This window comes from Embleya sp. NPDC020630 (assembly GCF_044334985.1).
Classification (GTDB): domain Bacteria; phylum Actinomycetota; class Actinomycetes; order Streptomycetales; family Streptomycetaceae; genus Embleya.
In genome coordinates, this window is sequence record NZ_JBIRUB010000003.1 from 774171 (window position 1) to 787587 (window position 13417).

Annotated in this window: 13 protein-coding genes; 5 read left to right on the forward strand and 8 right to left on the reverse strand. The window is 71.4% G+C overall.

Annotated elements, in window-relative coordinates:
- Positions 1–55 precede the first annotated feature (55 nt).
- The 5 genes from ACH4XV_RS14835 to ACH4XV_RS14855 form a co-directional block, all read right to left on the reverse strand.
- Positions 56–1354, reverse strand: coding sequence for a cytochrome P450 (locus ACH4XV_RS14835; RefSeq protein WP_380002802.1), 1299 nt, complete (start codon positions 1352–1354; stop codon positions 56–58).
- Positions 1351–1974, reverse strand: coding sequence for a GTP-binding protein (locus ACH4XV_RS14840; RefSeq protein WP_395789701.1), 624 nt, complete (start codon positions 1972–1974; stop codon positions 1351–1353). Before ACH4XV_RS14840 ends, ACH4XV_RS14835 begins: the two co-directional genes overlap by 4 nt.
- Positions 1955–2314, reverse strand: a complete 360-nt coding sequence (locus tag ACH4XV_RS14845; protein WP_078977125.1) for a DUF742 domain-containing protein — start codon at positions 2312–2314, stop codon at positions 1955–1957. Before ACH4XV_RS14845 ends, ACH4XV_RS14840 begins: the two co-directional genes overlap by 20 nt.
- Positions 2311–2775, reverse strand: a complete 465-nt coding sequence (locus ACH4XV_RS14850; RefSeq protein WP_395789703.1) for a roadblock/LC7 domain-containing protein — start codon at positions 2773–2775, stop codon at positions 2311–2313. Before ACH4XV_RS14850 ends, ACH4XV_RS14845 begins: the two co-directional genes overlap by 4 nt.
- Positions 2776–2855: 80 nt before the next feature.
- On the reverse strand, positions 2856–4310 hold the full coding sequence (locus ACH4XV_RS14855) for an ATP-binding protein (protein WP_395789705.1): 1455 nt from the start codon (positions 4308–4310) through the stop codon (positions 2856–2858).
- Between the two features lie 824 nt (positions 4311–5134).
- Between ACH4XV_RS14855 and ACH4XV_RS14860 the strand changes: the two genes are divergently transcribed.
- The 3 genes from ACH4XV_RS14860 (at position 5135) to ACH4XV_RS14870 (ending at position 8654) form a co-directional block, all read left to right on the forward strand.
- Complete coding sequence (locus tag ACH4XV_RS14860) at positions 5135–6391, forward strand: Ig-like domain-containing protein (RefSeq protein WP_395789707.1); 1257 nt, start codon at positions 5135–5137, stop codon at positions 6389–6391.
- Between the two features lie 132 nt (positions 6392–6523).
- A complete protein-coding gene (locus ACH4XV_RS14865) occupies positions 6524–7708 on the forward strand; it encodes an Ig-like domain-containing protein (protein WP_395789709.1) in 1185 nt (394 codons plus the stop codon).
- Between the two features lie 250 nt (positions 7709–7958).
- On the forward strand, positions 7959–8654 hold the full coding sequence (locus tag ACH4XV_RS14870) for a DUF6629 family protein (RefSeq protein WP_395789711.1): 696 nt from the start codon (positions 7959–7961) through the stop codon (positions 8652–8654).
- A gap of 36 nt (positions 8655–8690) precedes the next feature.
- Here ACH4XV_RS14870 and ACH4XV_RS14875 read toward each other — a convergent pair whose 3' ends face one another.
- Both ACH4XV_RS14875 and ACH4XV_RS14880 read right to left on the reverse strand, forming a co-directional pair.
- Positions 8691–9707: an S-adenosylmethionine:tRNA ribosyltransferase-isomerase gene (locus ACH4XV_RS14875; protein ID WP_395789713.1), complete on the reverse strand. Its 1017-nt coding sequence runs from the start codon at positions 9705–9707 to the stop codon at positions 8691–8693.
- Entirely contained in the window at positions 9704–10411 is a 708-nt protein-coding gene (locus ACH4XV_RS14880) for an SDR family NAD(P)-dependent oxidoreductase (RefSeq protein WP_395789715.1), read from the reverse strand. The genes ACH4XV_RS14875 and ACH4XV_RS14880 overlap by 4 nt, the downstream gene beginning before the upstream one ends.
- Before the next feature lie 134 nt (positions 10412–10545).
- Between ACH4XV_RS14880 and soxR the strand changes: the two genes are divergently transcribed.
- Positions 10546–11022 carry a redox-sensitive transcriptional activator SoxR gene (gene soxR, locus ACH4XV_RS14885; protein ID WP_395789717.1) on the forward strand — a complete coding sequence of 159 codons (477 nt, stop codon included), beginning with the start codon at positions 10546–10548 and terminating at the stop codon, positions 11020–11022.
- 66 nt (positions 11023–11088) lie between these two features.
- Here soxR and ACH4XV_RS14890 read toward each other — a convergent pair whose 3' ends face one another.
- Positions 11089–12360 carry a hypothetical protein gene (locus tag ACH4XV_RS14890; protein ID WP_395789719.1) on the reverse strand — a complete coding sequence of 424 codons (1272 nt, stop codon included), beginning with the start codon at positions 12358–12360 and terminating at the stop codon, positions 11089–11091.
- Positions 12361–12655: 295 nt separating this feature from the next.
- Here ACH4XV_RS14890 and ACH4XV_RS14895 point away from each other — a divergent pair, with 295 nt between their 5' ends.
- On the forward strand, positions 12656–13396 hold the full coding sequence (locus ACH4XV_RS14895; protein WP_395789721.1) for a YoaK family protein: 741 nt from the start codon (positions 12656–12658) through the stop codon (positions 13394–13396).
- The last annotated feature ends 21 nt before the right edge of the window (positions 13397–13417 follow it).

Sequence of the window (13417 nt, forward strand, 5' to 3'; positions counted from 1 at the left end):
ATCGGACGCCCCATCCGGGGACGGGCCACGCGCCCGTCCCCGCGCCGACCCGGGATCACCCCACGTACGCCGGGGTGAACTCGACCGGAAGGTTCTCCAGACCGCGCATCCACACCGAGTCGCGCCAGACCAGCTCCCGGGTGGGCACGGACAGGTTGACATCGGGCAGCCGGTCGAGCAGCACCTCGATCGCCGCCCGCGCGATCACCTCGGCCAACTCCGGCGCCGGGTACGGGCAGCGGTGCTCGCCGTGGCTGAACGACATGTGCGCGCTGTTCCCCGCCGCGCCGGCGTGCGAGTCGGGCCGCACCTGCGGGTCGGTGTTGGCCGCGGACAGCCCAAGCACCAGCAGATCGCCCGCCTTGATCTTCTGCCCGCCGAGCACCGTCGAGCGCACCGCCCAGCGGCCGATGAAGTTCTGCGTCGGGGTGTCCTCCCACAACACCTCGTTCAGCGCCTGCCCGACGCTGCGCCGGCCGCCGGACAGGGTCAGCGCGAAACGGTCGTCGGTCAGCATCAGCCGCAGCGTGTTGCCGATCCAGTTCGCGGTGGGCTGCTGGGCGGCGGCCATCACCACGAGCATGTCCTGGATCAGTTCCTCCTCGGCCAGCTCGGCCGGGTGCACCAGCAGCCGCGACGGCACGTCGGCGCCGGGGCGTTCGCGCTTGCGCTCCAACAACCGGGCCATCGTGGCCCGTACCCGCAGGTGCGCGTCCACCGCGCCCTCGCCGCCGTCCAACGAACCGGCCAGGTCCCGGACCAGATCCGGGGTCTCCTCCTCCGGCAGCCCGAACAGCCGGGCCACCACCAGCGAGGGCAGCCGGTGCGCGTAGTCCGCCATCAACTCGGCCTCGCCCACCCCGGCGAACTCGTCGACCAGCCGGTCCGCTATCCGCTCGGCCTGGGCGCGCAGTTCGAACTGGTCCACCGCCGAGAGCGCGTCGCTGATCGCCCCGGCCCGGCGCCGGTGCTCGGGCCCTTCGGTGAACATCACCGACGGCTGGTAGCCGACGAACGGCATCAGCGGCCAGTCCGGCGCGATCCGGTCCCACGCGTGCCAGCGCCGCGAGTCGCGGGCGAACATCTGGTCGTTCGCCGTGACATGGTGCACCTCGCGGTAGCCGAGCACGAACCACGCGGGGATGTCTCCGTCGAGCAGGATCGGCGCGACCGAGCCGTGCTCCTGGCGCAGTTTGCGATACATCCCGTGCGGGTCCTGCCACAACCCCGGGCCGGACAACCGCGCGGCGCCCTCGTGCGAGGGGTCGAGGGCCGGCCCGCCGCCCGCGTGCGCGGGGCAACCCTGCGGCGGCGCGGGGGCGTTCGGGTCGTTGAGGTCCGAAGGCGTGGTCACAGGGCGTGCTCCCGGGCGAAGGACAACGTGTAGAGGTGGTTCACCAGCGCGATCAGCACGGCCTTGCTGGACTCCCGGCTGCGCGCGTCGCAGTCGACCATCGGGATCTCCGCGGGCAGGGACAGCGCGTCGCGCACCTCCTCCAGCGTGTGCTCGGGCGGCCCGAAGTTGTTGCGGGCCAGGACGAACGGCATGCCGTGGTGCTCCAGCCGGTCGATCGCGTACCACGAGTCCTCGAGCCGCCTGGGGTCGACCAGCACGACCGCGCCGAGCGTGCCCGAGAACAGCCGGTCCCACAGGAACCAGAAGCGCTCCTGCCCGGGAGCGCCGAACAGGTACAGCACCATCTCGTCGTTGAGCGAGATCCGACCGAAGTCGAAGGCGACCGTGGTGGTGGTCTTGCCGTCCGCGGCACGCGCCTCGTCGATGCCCACACCCGCCCGGGTCATCGTCTCCTCGGTGTTGAGCGGACGTATCTCGCTCACCGAGCGCACCATCGTCGTCTTGCCGACGCCGAAGCCGCCCACGATGGCGATCTTGAGCCCGTCGCTCGCGGTGCTCGCCAGGGGGGTACGCACGGCCGGCTCGGACGTGGCGAGCTCAGAGGTTGTGGAGTCCAACGAGCACCTGCTTCAGGATCTCGGTATCGGGTAGTTGCGCCCGGCGCGGGGACAGGCGCGGGTGCCGCGCGGTGATTCGCCCCGTGTCGAGCAGGTCGCAGAGCAGGATCTTCACCACGCCCACGGGCAGGCCCAGTTCGGCGGCGATCTCCACCACAGCGGTCGGTCGATCGCACATCCGCAGGATCCGCACGTGCTCGGACTGCATGCCCGGCGTGGGTTCGCACTCACTGACGATCAGGGTGACCAGGTCGAACGCGTCCTCGTCGGCGCGCGTTCGACCGTTGGTGACCGTGTACAGCCGGTCCGGATCGCCGCTGTCGACTGGCCGCCGGATCATGCCGATCGGCCGCCTTCGTCGAAGTTCCGAGCCGGTGTGCTCAGATACTCGCCGATCTGCTCGACCAATTCGTTCATGTTGTGTCCCACCACCCCGGCGTCCGCGTCGTCGTCCGCGATCACCGCGAGGTGGGCGCCCTCGCCGGCCTCGACGATGAACAGGATCCCGCCGTGGAACTCGGTCATCGACTGGCGCACACCGCCGCTGCCGTCGCCGAACTCGATCGACGCGCCGTGCGACAGGCTCTGGATGCCGGACGCGATGGCGGCGAGCTGGTCGGCCTGGTCGATCGTCAGCCCGCCGGTACGGCACAACTTCAGGCCGTCCTTGGACAACACGAGCGAGTGCCGCGTGCCCGGGGTGCGCTCGATCAGGTTCTCCAGGAGCCAGTCGAGGTCACGCTCGGACCGCCGTTGCGAATCGGTCCGCTGCGCTTCGGTGCCGTGTGCTGTTGCGCTCATAGGGCTTCCGGGGTGGACATCGTTCGGATGCCCGCCCCCGCCTCCGTTCTCTCGTTGCGTACCACCCGGCGAAGGGGCGATCAGGACTTGTCGTCGGGGGACGCCGTCACGTCCCGACCCGGTCGTTCGCCCTGTACCGCCTGGCGGAACGCGCCGAAGCGGGCCCCGGGCGCGGGGCGCGGTTTGCTCTCGGTACCGGCGTCCGAGCGCGACTCGGCCCGCTCGGCCGCCTTGGCCGCGGCGGCCAGGGTCTGTCCGGGGCGGCGCTTGGCCAACCCGGAGAGCGTGGGTGCGGGCGCCGGCTCGGCCACCGAGGGCGCCGCGGGAGCCACGGGAGTCACGGGCGCCTGCGCGATCGCCCGGGTCACGGGCGCCGCCTCCACGGGATGCGCCCGCCCCGAACGCACCTCGTGCGCGGCCCGCTTGCGCGGCTCGGGCCGGATCTCGCCGACCAACTGCCGCGGAATCATCACCACGACGCCCGTACCGCCACGCGAGGACGGCCGGAAGGACACGGTCAGCCCGTGCTTGCGGGCCAGACAACCCACCACGGCCAGCCCCAACCGCGTCCCGGACAGCGTGGTCAGGTCCAACGCGTCGGCCGAGACCGCCTGTTCGGCGCGCCGCAGGGCGAACTCGCCCATCACCAGGCCACCGTCCTCCACCGTGACCACGACGCCCGCCGGCACGTCCTCGACGTAGACGTGCACCTGCTCGGACGGCGGCGAGAACTTGGTCGCGTTGTCCATCAGTTCGGCCAGCGCGTGCATCACGCCCTCGGCCGCGTAGCCGGCCACCGCCGCCTCGCTGGTGGAGTGCACCCGCACCCGCTGATAGGCGCTGATCCGGCCGACCGCGCCGCGCAGGATGCTCTCCATCACGATCGGCTTGGTCCAGCGCCGCCCCGAACGCGCGCCGGTGAGCACCGCGATGCTGTCCGCGAGCCGGCCCGCCTGGGCGGTGCTGTGGTCGAGCCGGAGCAGGTCGCCGAAGACCTCCTCGCCGTGCCGGCCCTCCATCTCGCGCAGGTCGGCGAGCATGCTGGTGGACAACGCCTGCACTCGGCCGGCGGCGTTCGCGCACGCCGACATCGCGGCGGCACGCATCCGTTCGCCCTGGCCCACCTCACGGGCCACGGTGGTCAACATCCGCTCCAGCGCCTCGTGTTGCGGCGTGGGTACACCGGCCAGGGCGGTCTCCACCGACGCGCCGTCGCGCAGCAGCGCCACCAGCGCGGGCAACGTCTGGTCGGCGACCCGGGCCGCCTCGGCCTGGAACGCGGACATCCGGTCCCGGTTGGCGTCGTTCCAGCGGGCCGCGTCACCCTCCAACGTGGCGACCCTGGCGCGCAACAGGTCCGCGGTGCCGATCGCGTAGACGGTGGCCGCGACCGCGATGGCCAACGCCAACGCGACCGCCACGCCGCCCACCGCGACGGTGGTGCGATGCTTCGAGCCGACGGCCGACACCGCCCACACGACCGCGCCTGCGGTACAGATCGACACGACCGCGAAGGCGAGCAGTGGCCGCCCCATCGGGGGTCGTTCGGACCGGACGCGAGGGGGCATGTCTACTGCTGACATCAAGCGGATCCTCGTTGCCGGGGGCTGGTCGGGCGTGAGCCTACCGGGCCGGATCCGGACGTGCCCAACACCGACCTTCCGGACGCATGCGTAGCCTGACGTGTCGCCAACTGGGCTGATATGTCCGTGAGTTACCCATCTCCCCGGCGGCCGATCGAGCCGGCGCAAACCCCTGCCGAGAGCGAATCCGGCCACGTCCGACCGGATTTGGCGCCCGCGCCCACCGGCCCCCGCCCACCCGCGCCCGGCGCCCCGCGACACCGCGCGAGGCCCCCGCGGCGGTGATCAGTCTCACGTACGAAGCCCCGAAAATGGGCCGCGCAACCGGCCCCCGCACGACCCGCGAGCACGCGTGGCCGACCTCGAGCGTCACCCGTATATAGGGGAAACACGGCGGAGCCGATCGCGGCGCGACGCCTATACCCTCCCCGACCGCGCCCACGCAAGTACGCGAAGCGCGGCCTCCATGTCGGCCGCGTCGCACGCACGGTCGCCACGAGCATCCCGACGCCGCGCGATCCGCCGACGCGTCGGCCCGCGATCCACCGCACAACCGACGCACCACCGTCACCGGCGCCGGACCGCCACCGGGCCGCGCGGACCGTCGAGCCGAGGACCCATCGACGACCCGCCCATCGAAACGAGACGTACATCACATCCCTTGGAGAGCAACCTGAGACCCCCTCCGGAAGTCAATGATGCGGAGACTCGCATCGCGCGGCCTCCGTCTTTTCGACCCGTTGTGAAGGGAATCCCGAAACGTGGCAGGTAAAGCGATGCGACGGCGCACCGTTCCGGCCGTTCTGATCGCCGGCGCGATCCTGTTCACGGGGGCCTGCGGGCTGCTGGGCGGCGACGACAAGGGCGACAAGACGAGCAACGCGGGCAGCGAATCCACGGTCGCGCCCGGCTCGGCCGGCGGCACCCCGGGCACCGAGTCCGGCAAACCCCCCGAGCCGGCCAAGGGGGCCGCGCCGCAGGTGACCATGACGCCCGAGGACGGCGCCACCGGCGTCGACCTCGCCGATCCGCTGACCTTCGCGATCGAGGGCGGCAAGGTCTCCGCGGTCAAGGTGACCAACGCGAGGGGCGAACAGGTCGACGGCACCCTGTCGCCCGACGGCAAGTCCTGGAAGCCGAAGGTCCCGTTCACCCCCGGCGGCCAGTACACGGTGAGCACCACCGCCACCAACACGGACAACCAGCCGACCACGATCTCCACCAGGTTCACCACCCAGACGCTGGGCAAGGAGGTGACCGCCTCGATCTTCCCCGACGGTGGGACCGTCGGCGTCGGTCAGCCCGTCTCGGTGCGCTTCGACCGGCCGATCACCAACAAGGCCGAGGCGGAGAAGGCGATGAAGGTCACCGCGACGCCCGCGGTGTCCGGCGCGTGGCACTGGTTCGGCAACACCCGGGTGGAGTGGCGGCCCAAGGACTATTGGAAGGCCGGCACCAAGGTGAAGGTCGACCTGAACCTGCGCGGCGCCGACCTCGGCGGCGGAGCGGGCTCCAAGCAGTACAAGAGCTTCAACTTCGCGATCAGCAACGTCGCGCGGATCTCCACGGTCGATGTGGCGAGCAAGACGATGACCACCACCGAGAACGGCAAGGTGGTCAAGACCACCAAGGTCACCACCGGCGAGTCGCCCAAGTACGACACCTGGGGCGGCGTGATGGTGGTGATGGAGAAGTACGAGAAGACCCGGATGAACTCGGCGACCGTGGGCCTGGGCAAGGAGTACGACATCGCGGACGTCCCGTGGGCGGTCCGGATCACCACGTCGGGTACGTTCGTGCACGGCAACTACTGGTACGACAAGGCCAATCCGCCGTTCGGCCGGGCCAACACCAGCCACGGCTGCGTGAGCATGACGCCCGAGGACGCCAAGTGGTTCTACGACCACGCCGATCGCGGCGACGTGGTCAAGGTGGTCAACTCCAAGGAGCGCGCGGTCGCGGCCGACAACGGCTACGGCGCGTGGAACCTGACCTGGTCCCAGTGGTTGGCCGGCAGCGCAACCAAGGAGTAGTCCCCGGGCGCGACGCACCCGGCGACCAGTGAGACCTCGATCACAGGGCCCCTCGTGCAACGGCCACGCGGCCGGCAGCGTCCCTCAGGTGAATCCACCTGATCGGACGGCTTAGCCCGGGGGGCCCTTTTCATGACCGGTATCACCCAGCGTGTCGGGGTCGCGGCGTTCGTCGCGGCGACCCTGTTGTTGACCGGAGCCTGTAGCAAGGACGACGCGAAGAAGTCGGCGGACCCGGCGAAGGTGGCCGGTGAGAACCGCGCCGGCCCGGCCGAGCCCGCCGTGGTCACCCTGACCCCCGTGGACAAGGCCACCGGCGTCGACCCGGGCGCCCCGGTGAAGATCGCGGTCGGCGGCGGCAAGGTGTCCGAGGTCAAGGTGACCAACGCGAGCGGTGAGGCGGTCGACGGCGCGCTGAACGGCGACTCCTGGAAGCCGAAGGTGCCGTTCATGTACGGCGGCAAGTACACGGTCACCGCCACCGCCGTCAACGCGGAGAACAAGCCGACCACCGCCAACGCGGCGTTCACCGTGCTCAATCCGACGCAGGCGGCCACCGCCACCTTCATGCCGGACGCGGACGCCACGGTCGGCGTGGGCCAGCCGGTGTCGATCACCTTCGACCAGCCGGTGAAGAACCGCAAGGCGGTACAGGAGGCGATCAAGGTCACCGCCACGCCCGCCGTCGAGGGCGCCTGGCACTGGTTCGGCAACTCGCGGGTGGACTGGCGGCCGAAGGAGTACTGGCCGACCGGCACCCAGGTGAAGGTGGACCTGAACCTGCGCGGCGTGGACCTCGGCGGCGGGGTGATGTCCAAGCAGTTCAAGAGCTTCGGCTTCAAGATCGCGGACACCAAGCGCATCGCCGTGGTGGACGCCAACGCGCACACGATGACCGTCTCCGAGAACGACCAGGTGGTCAAGACGATCCCGATCACCGCGGGCGAGGACCCCAAGTACACGACGTGGAACGGGATCATGGTGATGGAGGAGCGCTACCCCACGCTCGACATGAACTCGCAGACCGTCGGCCTGGGCAACGAGTACGACCAAAAGGCCGTGCCGTACGCGATGCGGATCACCGAGTCGGGCACGTTCCTGCACGCCAACACGTGGACCACGGTCAACCCGTTCGGCAACGCCAACACCAGCCACGGCTGCGTCTCGATGACGCTGGAGAACGCCAAGTGGATGTACGAGCGTTCGATCCGCGGGGACATCGTGCAGGTCAAGGGCAACGAGGAGAAGCCGGTGGCGGCCGACAACGGCTACGGCGCGTGGAACCTGACCTGGGAGCAGTGGACGGCCGGCAACTGACGCGCGGTGTGGCCGGACCCGACACCGGGTCCGGCCACGCCAGGCCCCATCGCACCCGCGTCGCCGGCGTCGACCGTGTCCGCGCCAACCATGCCGGACGGTCGGCGGTACGTGTGCCCTACACCCGGGCGTGACCCATCCCACGTCGATTCCCGGGGCCGAATGAGCGTATGAACTGTTGAACACACCAACCATGTGGGTACGCCTGCCACGGGACCACCCCCACCCCTCCCCGTGAATCGAGGCAGCCGTGTGTTGGAGCGCCGGTGCGGACCTCGTGATGGGCAGTGCCATCACGGCGGTCGGCATAGCGAGCGTCGCCTCCGTGCGACGGATCAACGATCTGCCGATGGCGCTGTTGCCGGTCATCCTGGGCGCCCATCAGCTCGTCGAGGCGGTGGTGTGGCAGGGCGAGACGGGTGACGTGTCGGCGGGTACCGCCGAGATCGCGCGCGAGGCCTGGGCGGTGATCGCCTTCCCGCTGTTGCCCGCCTTCGTCCCGTTCGCGGTGCTGGCCGCCCAGTGGCCGCTCGCCCGAGGTCGGGAGCGGGTGCGGGCCACGTTCTTCATCGTGCTCGGCCTGGTGGTCGCGGGCGCCCTCGGGCACGCGCTCGTCTCGCGGCCGGTGAACGCCGAGATCTGCGGGAACACCGTGCGCTATTCGGTGGGCATTCCCGCCGCCCCGTGGGTGATCGCCGGCTATCTGGTCGCCACCCTGGGCTCGTTGTTGTTGGCCCGGGACCGGCTGTTGCGGTTCCTGGGCCTGGTCTGCGCCGTCGGCGCGGCGGTCACGATGCGTCTGTGGTTCCACGCGTTCGCGTCTACGTGGTGCGCGGTCGCGGCGGCGGCGAGCGTGATCGTGTTGTGGTGGGTACGCTCCCGGCGCCCCGCCCCACCGGGGAACGCGGGCTCCTCGCACGGGCCCGTGTCCGAGCTGGTGCGGTGAGCCGGCGGCCCGGAGGGGACTCCGGGCCGCCGCGGCTCAGGGCAGCAGCAGCGAGCTGTCCCCGAACTCGTGCCACAGGTAGTCCTCGGCCATCGCCGCGTCGTAGGCCCTGCGCACCACCATCCGGCCCACCACCGCCTCCAGGAGCAGCAGGTGGGTGGCCTCGGGCGCGTGCAGGCCGCTGATCACGCCGTCGACCACCCGGGCCGGCCGGTCCGGGCCGAGCATCAGGTCGGTCCAGCCGCTCGCGGCGGCGATCTCGCCGTCGGGGCCCACCGCCGACTCCAGGGCCCGGGTCACCGTGGTGCCCACCGCGATCACCCGGCGGGCCCGACGTACCAGGTTCGCGGTGCTCTCCGGCACGGCGAACCACTCGCGCAGCGGCGGCTCGCCGACCTCCTGGGAGGACACCCCGGTGTGCAGCACGATCGGCGCGACGGTGATCCCGCGGGTGATCAGGTCGACCACCAGCTCGTGGGTGAACGGCCGCCCGGCGCTGGGCATCTCGGCGCTGCCCTCGTCCCGGGCGAAGATCGTCTGATACGCCGTCAGCGGCCAGCGCTCGCGCACGTGGGCGTAGCTGATCGGCCGGCCGCGGTCGGCCAGGAAGGTCTCCACCCGGGCGTGCGGCACGGTGATCCGGGCCTTCCACAACCGCTGGGGGGTGTGCTCGTGCGGATACGGGTCCAGGAGCAGCGCCATGCCGCACCGGGTGCCGGGGAAGCGCACCGCCTCGAAGCGGCGCACCCCCGCCACCGGCCCGGGTGTGCCGTCGGTGTGCCGCAGTTCGACGATCCAGGTCTCCTCGTCGAGCCGGGTGGCGAAGTGCACGGTGACCGGCGAGCCGTCGGCGCGGTAGCCGTCCACCGCGGCGGGCAGCGTCGCGGAGGTGTTCACCACGAGCAGGTCGCCGGGTCCCAGGTGCCGTCCGAGGTCGCGGAAGACGGTGTGCTCGACGTGCTCCCCCGTGTGCACGAGCAGCCGGACCCCGTCCCGCGCGAGCCCCCGCGCCTCGGCGGGCTCGGTGGCCTCATGCATCGTCGCGGTGGTCACGAGGCCACCGCCGGGGCGAATTCGGCGACCGTGTACCGCCCGCTCGCGGGACGCTCGTCGAGCAAGCGCAGCAGGGCCGGCGCCACGGTCTCGGGGTTCGGGCGATCCGAGAGGTCCTCGCCGGGGAACGCCTGTTGATGCAGGTCGGTGTTCATGTCCCCGGGGTCGAACGCATATACGTCCAGGTCCGGGTTCTCGGCGGCCAGCGTCGCGCCGACATGGTCGAGCGCGGCCTTGGCCGAGCCGTAGCCGCCCCAGCCGGGGTAGGCGTTGACGGCGGCGTCCGAGCTGATGTTCACCACGGCGCCGCGGTCGCCGTCGAGCAGGAAGGGCAGAGCGAGTCGGGTCAGCGCCAGTGGCGCGAACACGTTCACCTCGTACACCCGGACCAGGTCGGCCGGGGGGTGGGCGGCGAGCGGCGGCAGCGGGCTGGGCCCGAGCGCGCTCGCGTTGTTGACGAGCAGGTCGAGTCGACCGGACTCGCGGACCAGGTCGCGCAGTTCGCGACGGTGCGCGGGATCGGTCACGTCGCCGGCGACGGCGATCACGTCGGCGTCGCCCAGGGCGCGCAGTTCGCGGGCGGCCCGGTCCAGGTCGGCGGGCCCGCGGGCGTCCAGGACCAGCGTCCAGGAGCGGATGGCGAGCGCGCGGGCCAGGGCCAGGCCGAGGCCGCGCGAAGCGCCGGTGACGAGTGCGACAGGCATGGTGTTCTCCAGGGGAATTCCACACCCCACCCGGTGATGGGCTGCCCCTCTACACTGCAAGTTCAAGTGCACTTCAGGTCAAGCGACCGGGAGGCGCGTCGCACGGAAACTTCGGACGAGACCTGGGAGACGGTGTGCTCACCGGAACGGACCTGTTGACGGTCGGGCAGATGACCGCGCGCAGCGGATTCGCGGCATCCGCGCTGCGCTACTACGAGGCCGAGGGCCTGATCACCGCGAGCCGCACGACGGGCGGGCAACGCCGGTACGAGCGGCACATCCTGCGCCGGCTGGCGTTCATTCGGGCGGCGCAGAACATCGGCCTGTCGCTGGAGGAGATCCGGTCGGCGCTGAGCAACCTCCCGGAGGGCCGCACCCCCACCCCCGCCGACTGGGCCAGGATCAGCCGGGCCTGGCGCGGTCGTCTGGAGGAGGAGATCGAGGCCCTGGTACGGCTGCGCGACGGCCTGGAGCAGTGCATCGGCTGCGGGTGCCTGTCGATGAAGCGCTGCCGGATCTCCAACCCCGACGACCAGGCCGCCCGCTACGGCTCCGGCGCGGTGACGCTGCCGGAGCTGCTGCGCGAGGACCGGCGCCACCCCCACGGCTGACGCCGACCGGGCGGGACGGCGCCCAGGCCCGGCCAACGGTCGGTCGTTCAGTCGGTCGGTCGGTCGTCAGTAGCGGTCGCGCACCACCGCGGCCTGTCGCGCGCCGGGCGCACCCGGCGCGGCGGGGGCCGCGGGCACCGGGGGCGCCCCGAGCGCCGCCCAGTCCGGCTTGGCGCCGACGTCGAAGGTGCGCAACTTCGCCAGCACCGCCGGATCCTGCGCGTCGAGCCAGTCCACCAGGTCGTGGAAGCTCACGCACCTGGTCTCCGGGCGGGTACAGGCCGTGCGCATCGCGCGTTCGACGGCCTTCATGTAGATGCCGCCGTTCCACCCCTCGAAGTGGTTGCCGATCAGCAGCGGCGCCCGGTTGCCGGTGTACGCGCGGTCGAAGCCCGCCATGTAGCTCGCGTACGCCTGGTCCTCCCACTCGCCGAACTTCGCCGGGTCGCCCTTGACCGTGCGCGACTGGTTGAACATCACGTTGTAGTCCATCGACAGGACCTCGAACCCCCGCCCCGGCAGCGGGATCTGCTGGAGCGGCAGGTCCCACACCCCGTTCACCTTGGCCGGCCACACCTGCCGCCCGCCGGGCGAACTGGCGTCGTAGCGGAAGCCGAGCGAGGGCGCCGCCGCGAGCAACGCCTTCTGTCCCTCCAGGCACGGCGCCCGGCCGCCGATGAGTTCCTTGTCGTAGTCGAACGGCAGCGCCGGCAGGTCGGTCCAGCCGGTGTTGGTCTTCCAGTTCTTCACGAACGCGCGCGACTGCTCCGTCTCGGCGCGCCAGTCCTCGGCCGACCACGAACCGCCGCCGGTGGGACCGCAGAAGTGTCCGTTGAAGTGGGTGCCGATCTCGTGGCCCTCCTGCCACGCGGCGCCGAGTTGCTCCAGCGTCATCCGCAGGTGGGCGTCGTCGAGGTAGCCGATGTCGGAGGCGCCGATCGGCTTGTGCGGCGGTTGATACCTGGCCTTTCTGGCCTCGGGCAGCACGTACACCCCGGACAGGAACAGCGTCATCCTGGCGTTGCTCTCCTTGGCCACCTGGCGGAAGCGGGAGAACAACTTCTTGTCGTCCTCGCCGGCGCCGTCCCAGGAGAAGACCACGAACTGCGGCGGGGTCGCGCCGGGGGCCAGCTTCTCCGGCCTGGGCCGGTTGGGCTGCTCGCCGGTGTTCGAGGTCGAGCCGTCGCCGATCAGGGTCGGCGGGGCCTGGGCGGCCTGCCCCTGGGGAGGTTTGGCGGGTGCGGCGGCCTTCTGTTCGGGATCACTCCCGTGGTCGCGGGCGAAGACGACGAAGCCGATGGCGGCGACCACCGCGACGACAAGGACGAGGACGGCCATGGTGCGGGATGATCGCACGAATGCCCCAAATGATTGGAAATATAGGGAAATCGACAGCAGGCTAGATCGGCCGCCGACCGGTGCGTCGACCCGCCCCGCCGGGCGGCCGGCCGGCACCACCACATGGGATGAACGGGTACCGCCACTCGGCCGCAGTGTGAGCGGCCGCACGGCCGTCGAAGGTGTCACGGGTCCCGGAGTGGCAATGGATAGCCCCGAGCCGGTGGTTCGCCTCGGCACGGGGCCCGGTCGTCGGGCCCGAACCGAGAACCGGCCCATCCCGGAGGGGACATCGATGCGCGAGACGCTTCGGGACGCCAAACACACACTGCTGCCGCCGCACGACGACCCGCACGCCCCGCTGCCGCCGCTGCTGATCGTGCTCACCGTGGTCACCGGCCTGGTGGACGCGCTCAGCTATCTCGAACTGGGCCGGGTGTTCGTCGCGAACATGACCGGCAACGTGGTCTTCACCGGCTTCGCCCTGGCCGGCGCCCCCGGCCTGTCGGTGGCCGCCTCGCTCGCCGCGCTCGGCGCGTTCCTGGTCGGCGCGGCCGGCGGCGGCCGACTCGGCGTGGTCTTCGGCGCGCGCCGCGTGCGCCTGCTGTGGGTGGGCGCCTCGGTACAGGCCGCCCTGCTCGCCGCGGCCCTGATCGTCGCCGCCGCGGTGCACGGCCTGGGCACCGGCGAGCGCTACACCCTGATCCTGCTGCTCGGCCTGGCCATGGGCCTGCAGAACGCGGTGGCCCGCCGGCTGGCCGTCCCGGACCTGACCACCACCGTGTTGTCCCAGACGCTGACCGGCCTGGCCGCCGACATCCGCCGGCTCGGCGGCACCGGGTCCCGGGCCGGCCGCCGGCTGCTCTCCGCGATCGCGATGGCACTGGGCGCGTTCACCGGCGCGATACTCGTCCTGCGCGTGCACGTACTGATCGCGTTCGCCGCGCCGCTCGCCCTGCTGATCGGCACCGCCGCCGTCGCCTACCGGTTCGACCTGCGGGAACGGCGCGACCGAAAAGCCGACGAAATCGTTTGAGGTCCGCGACGTGCCCGAGGT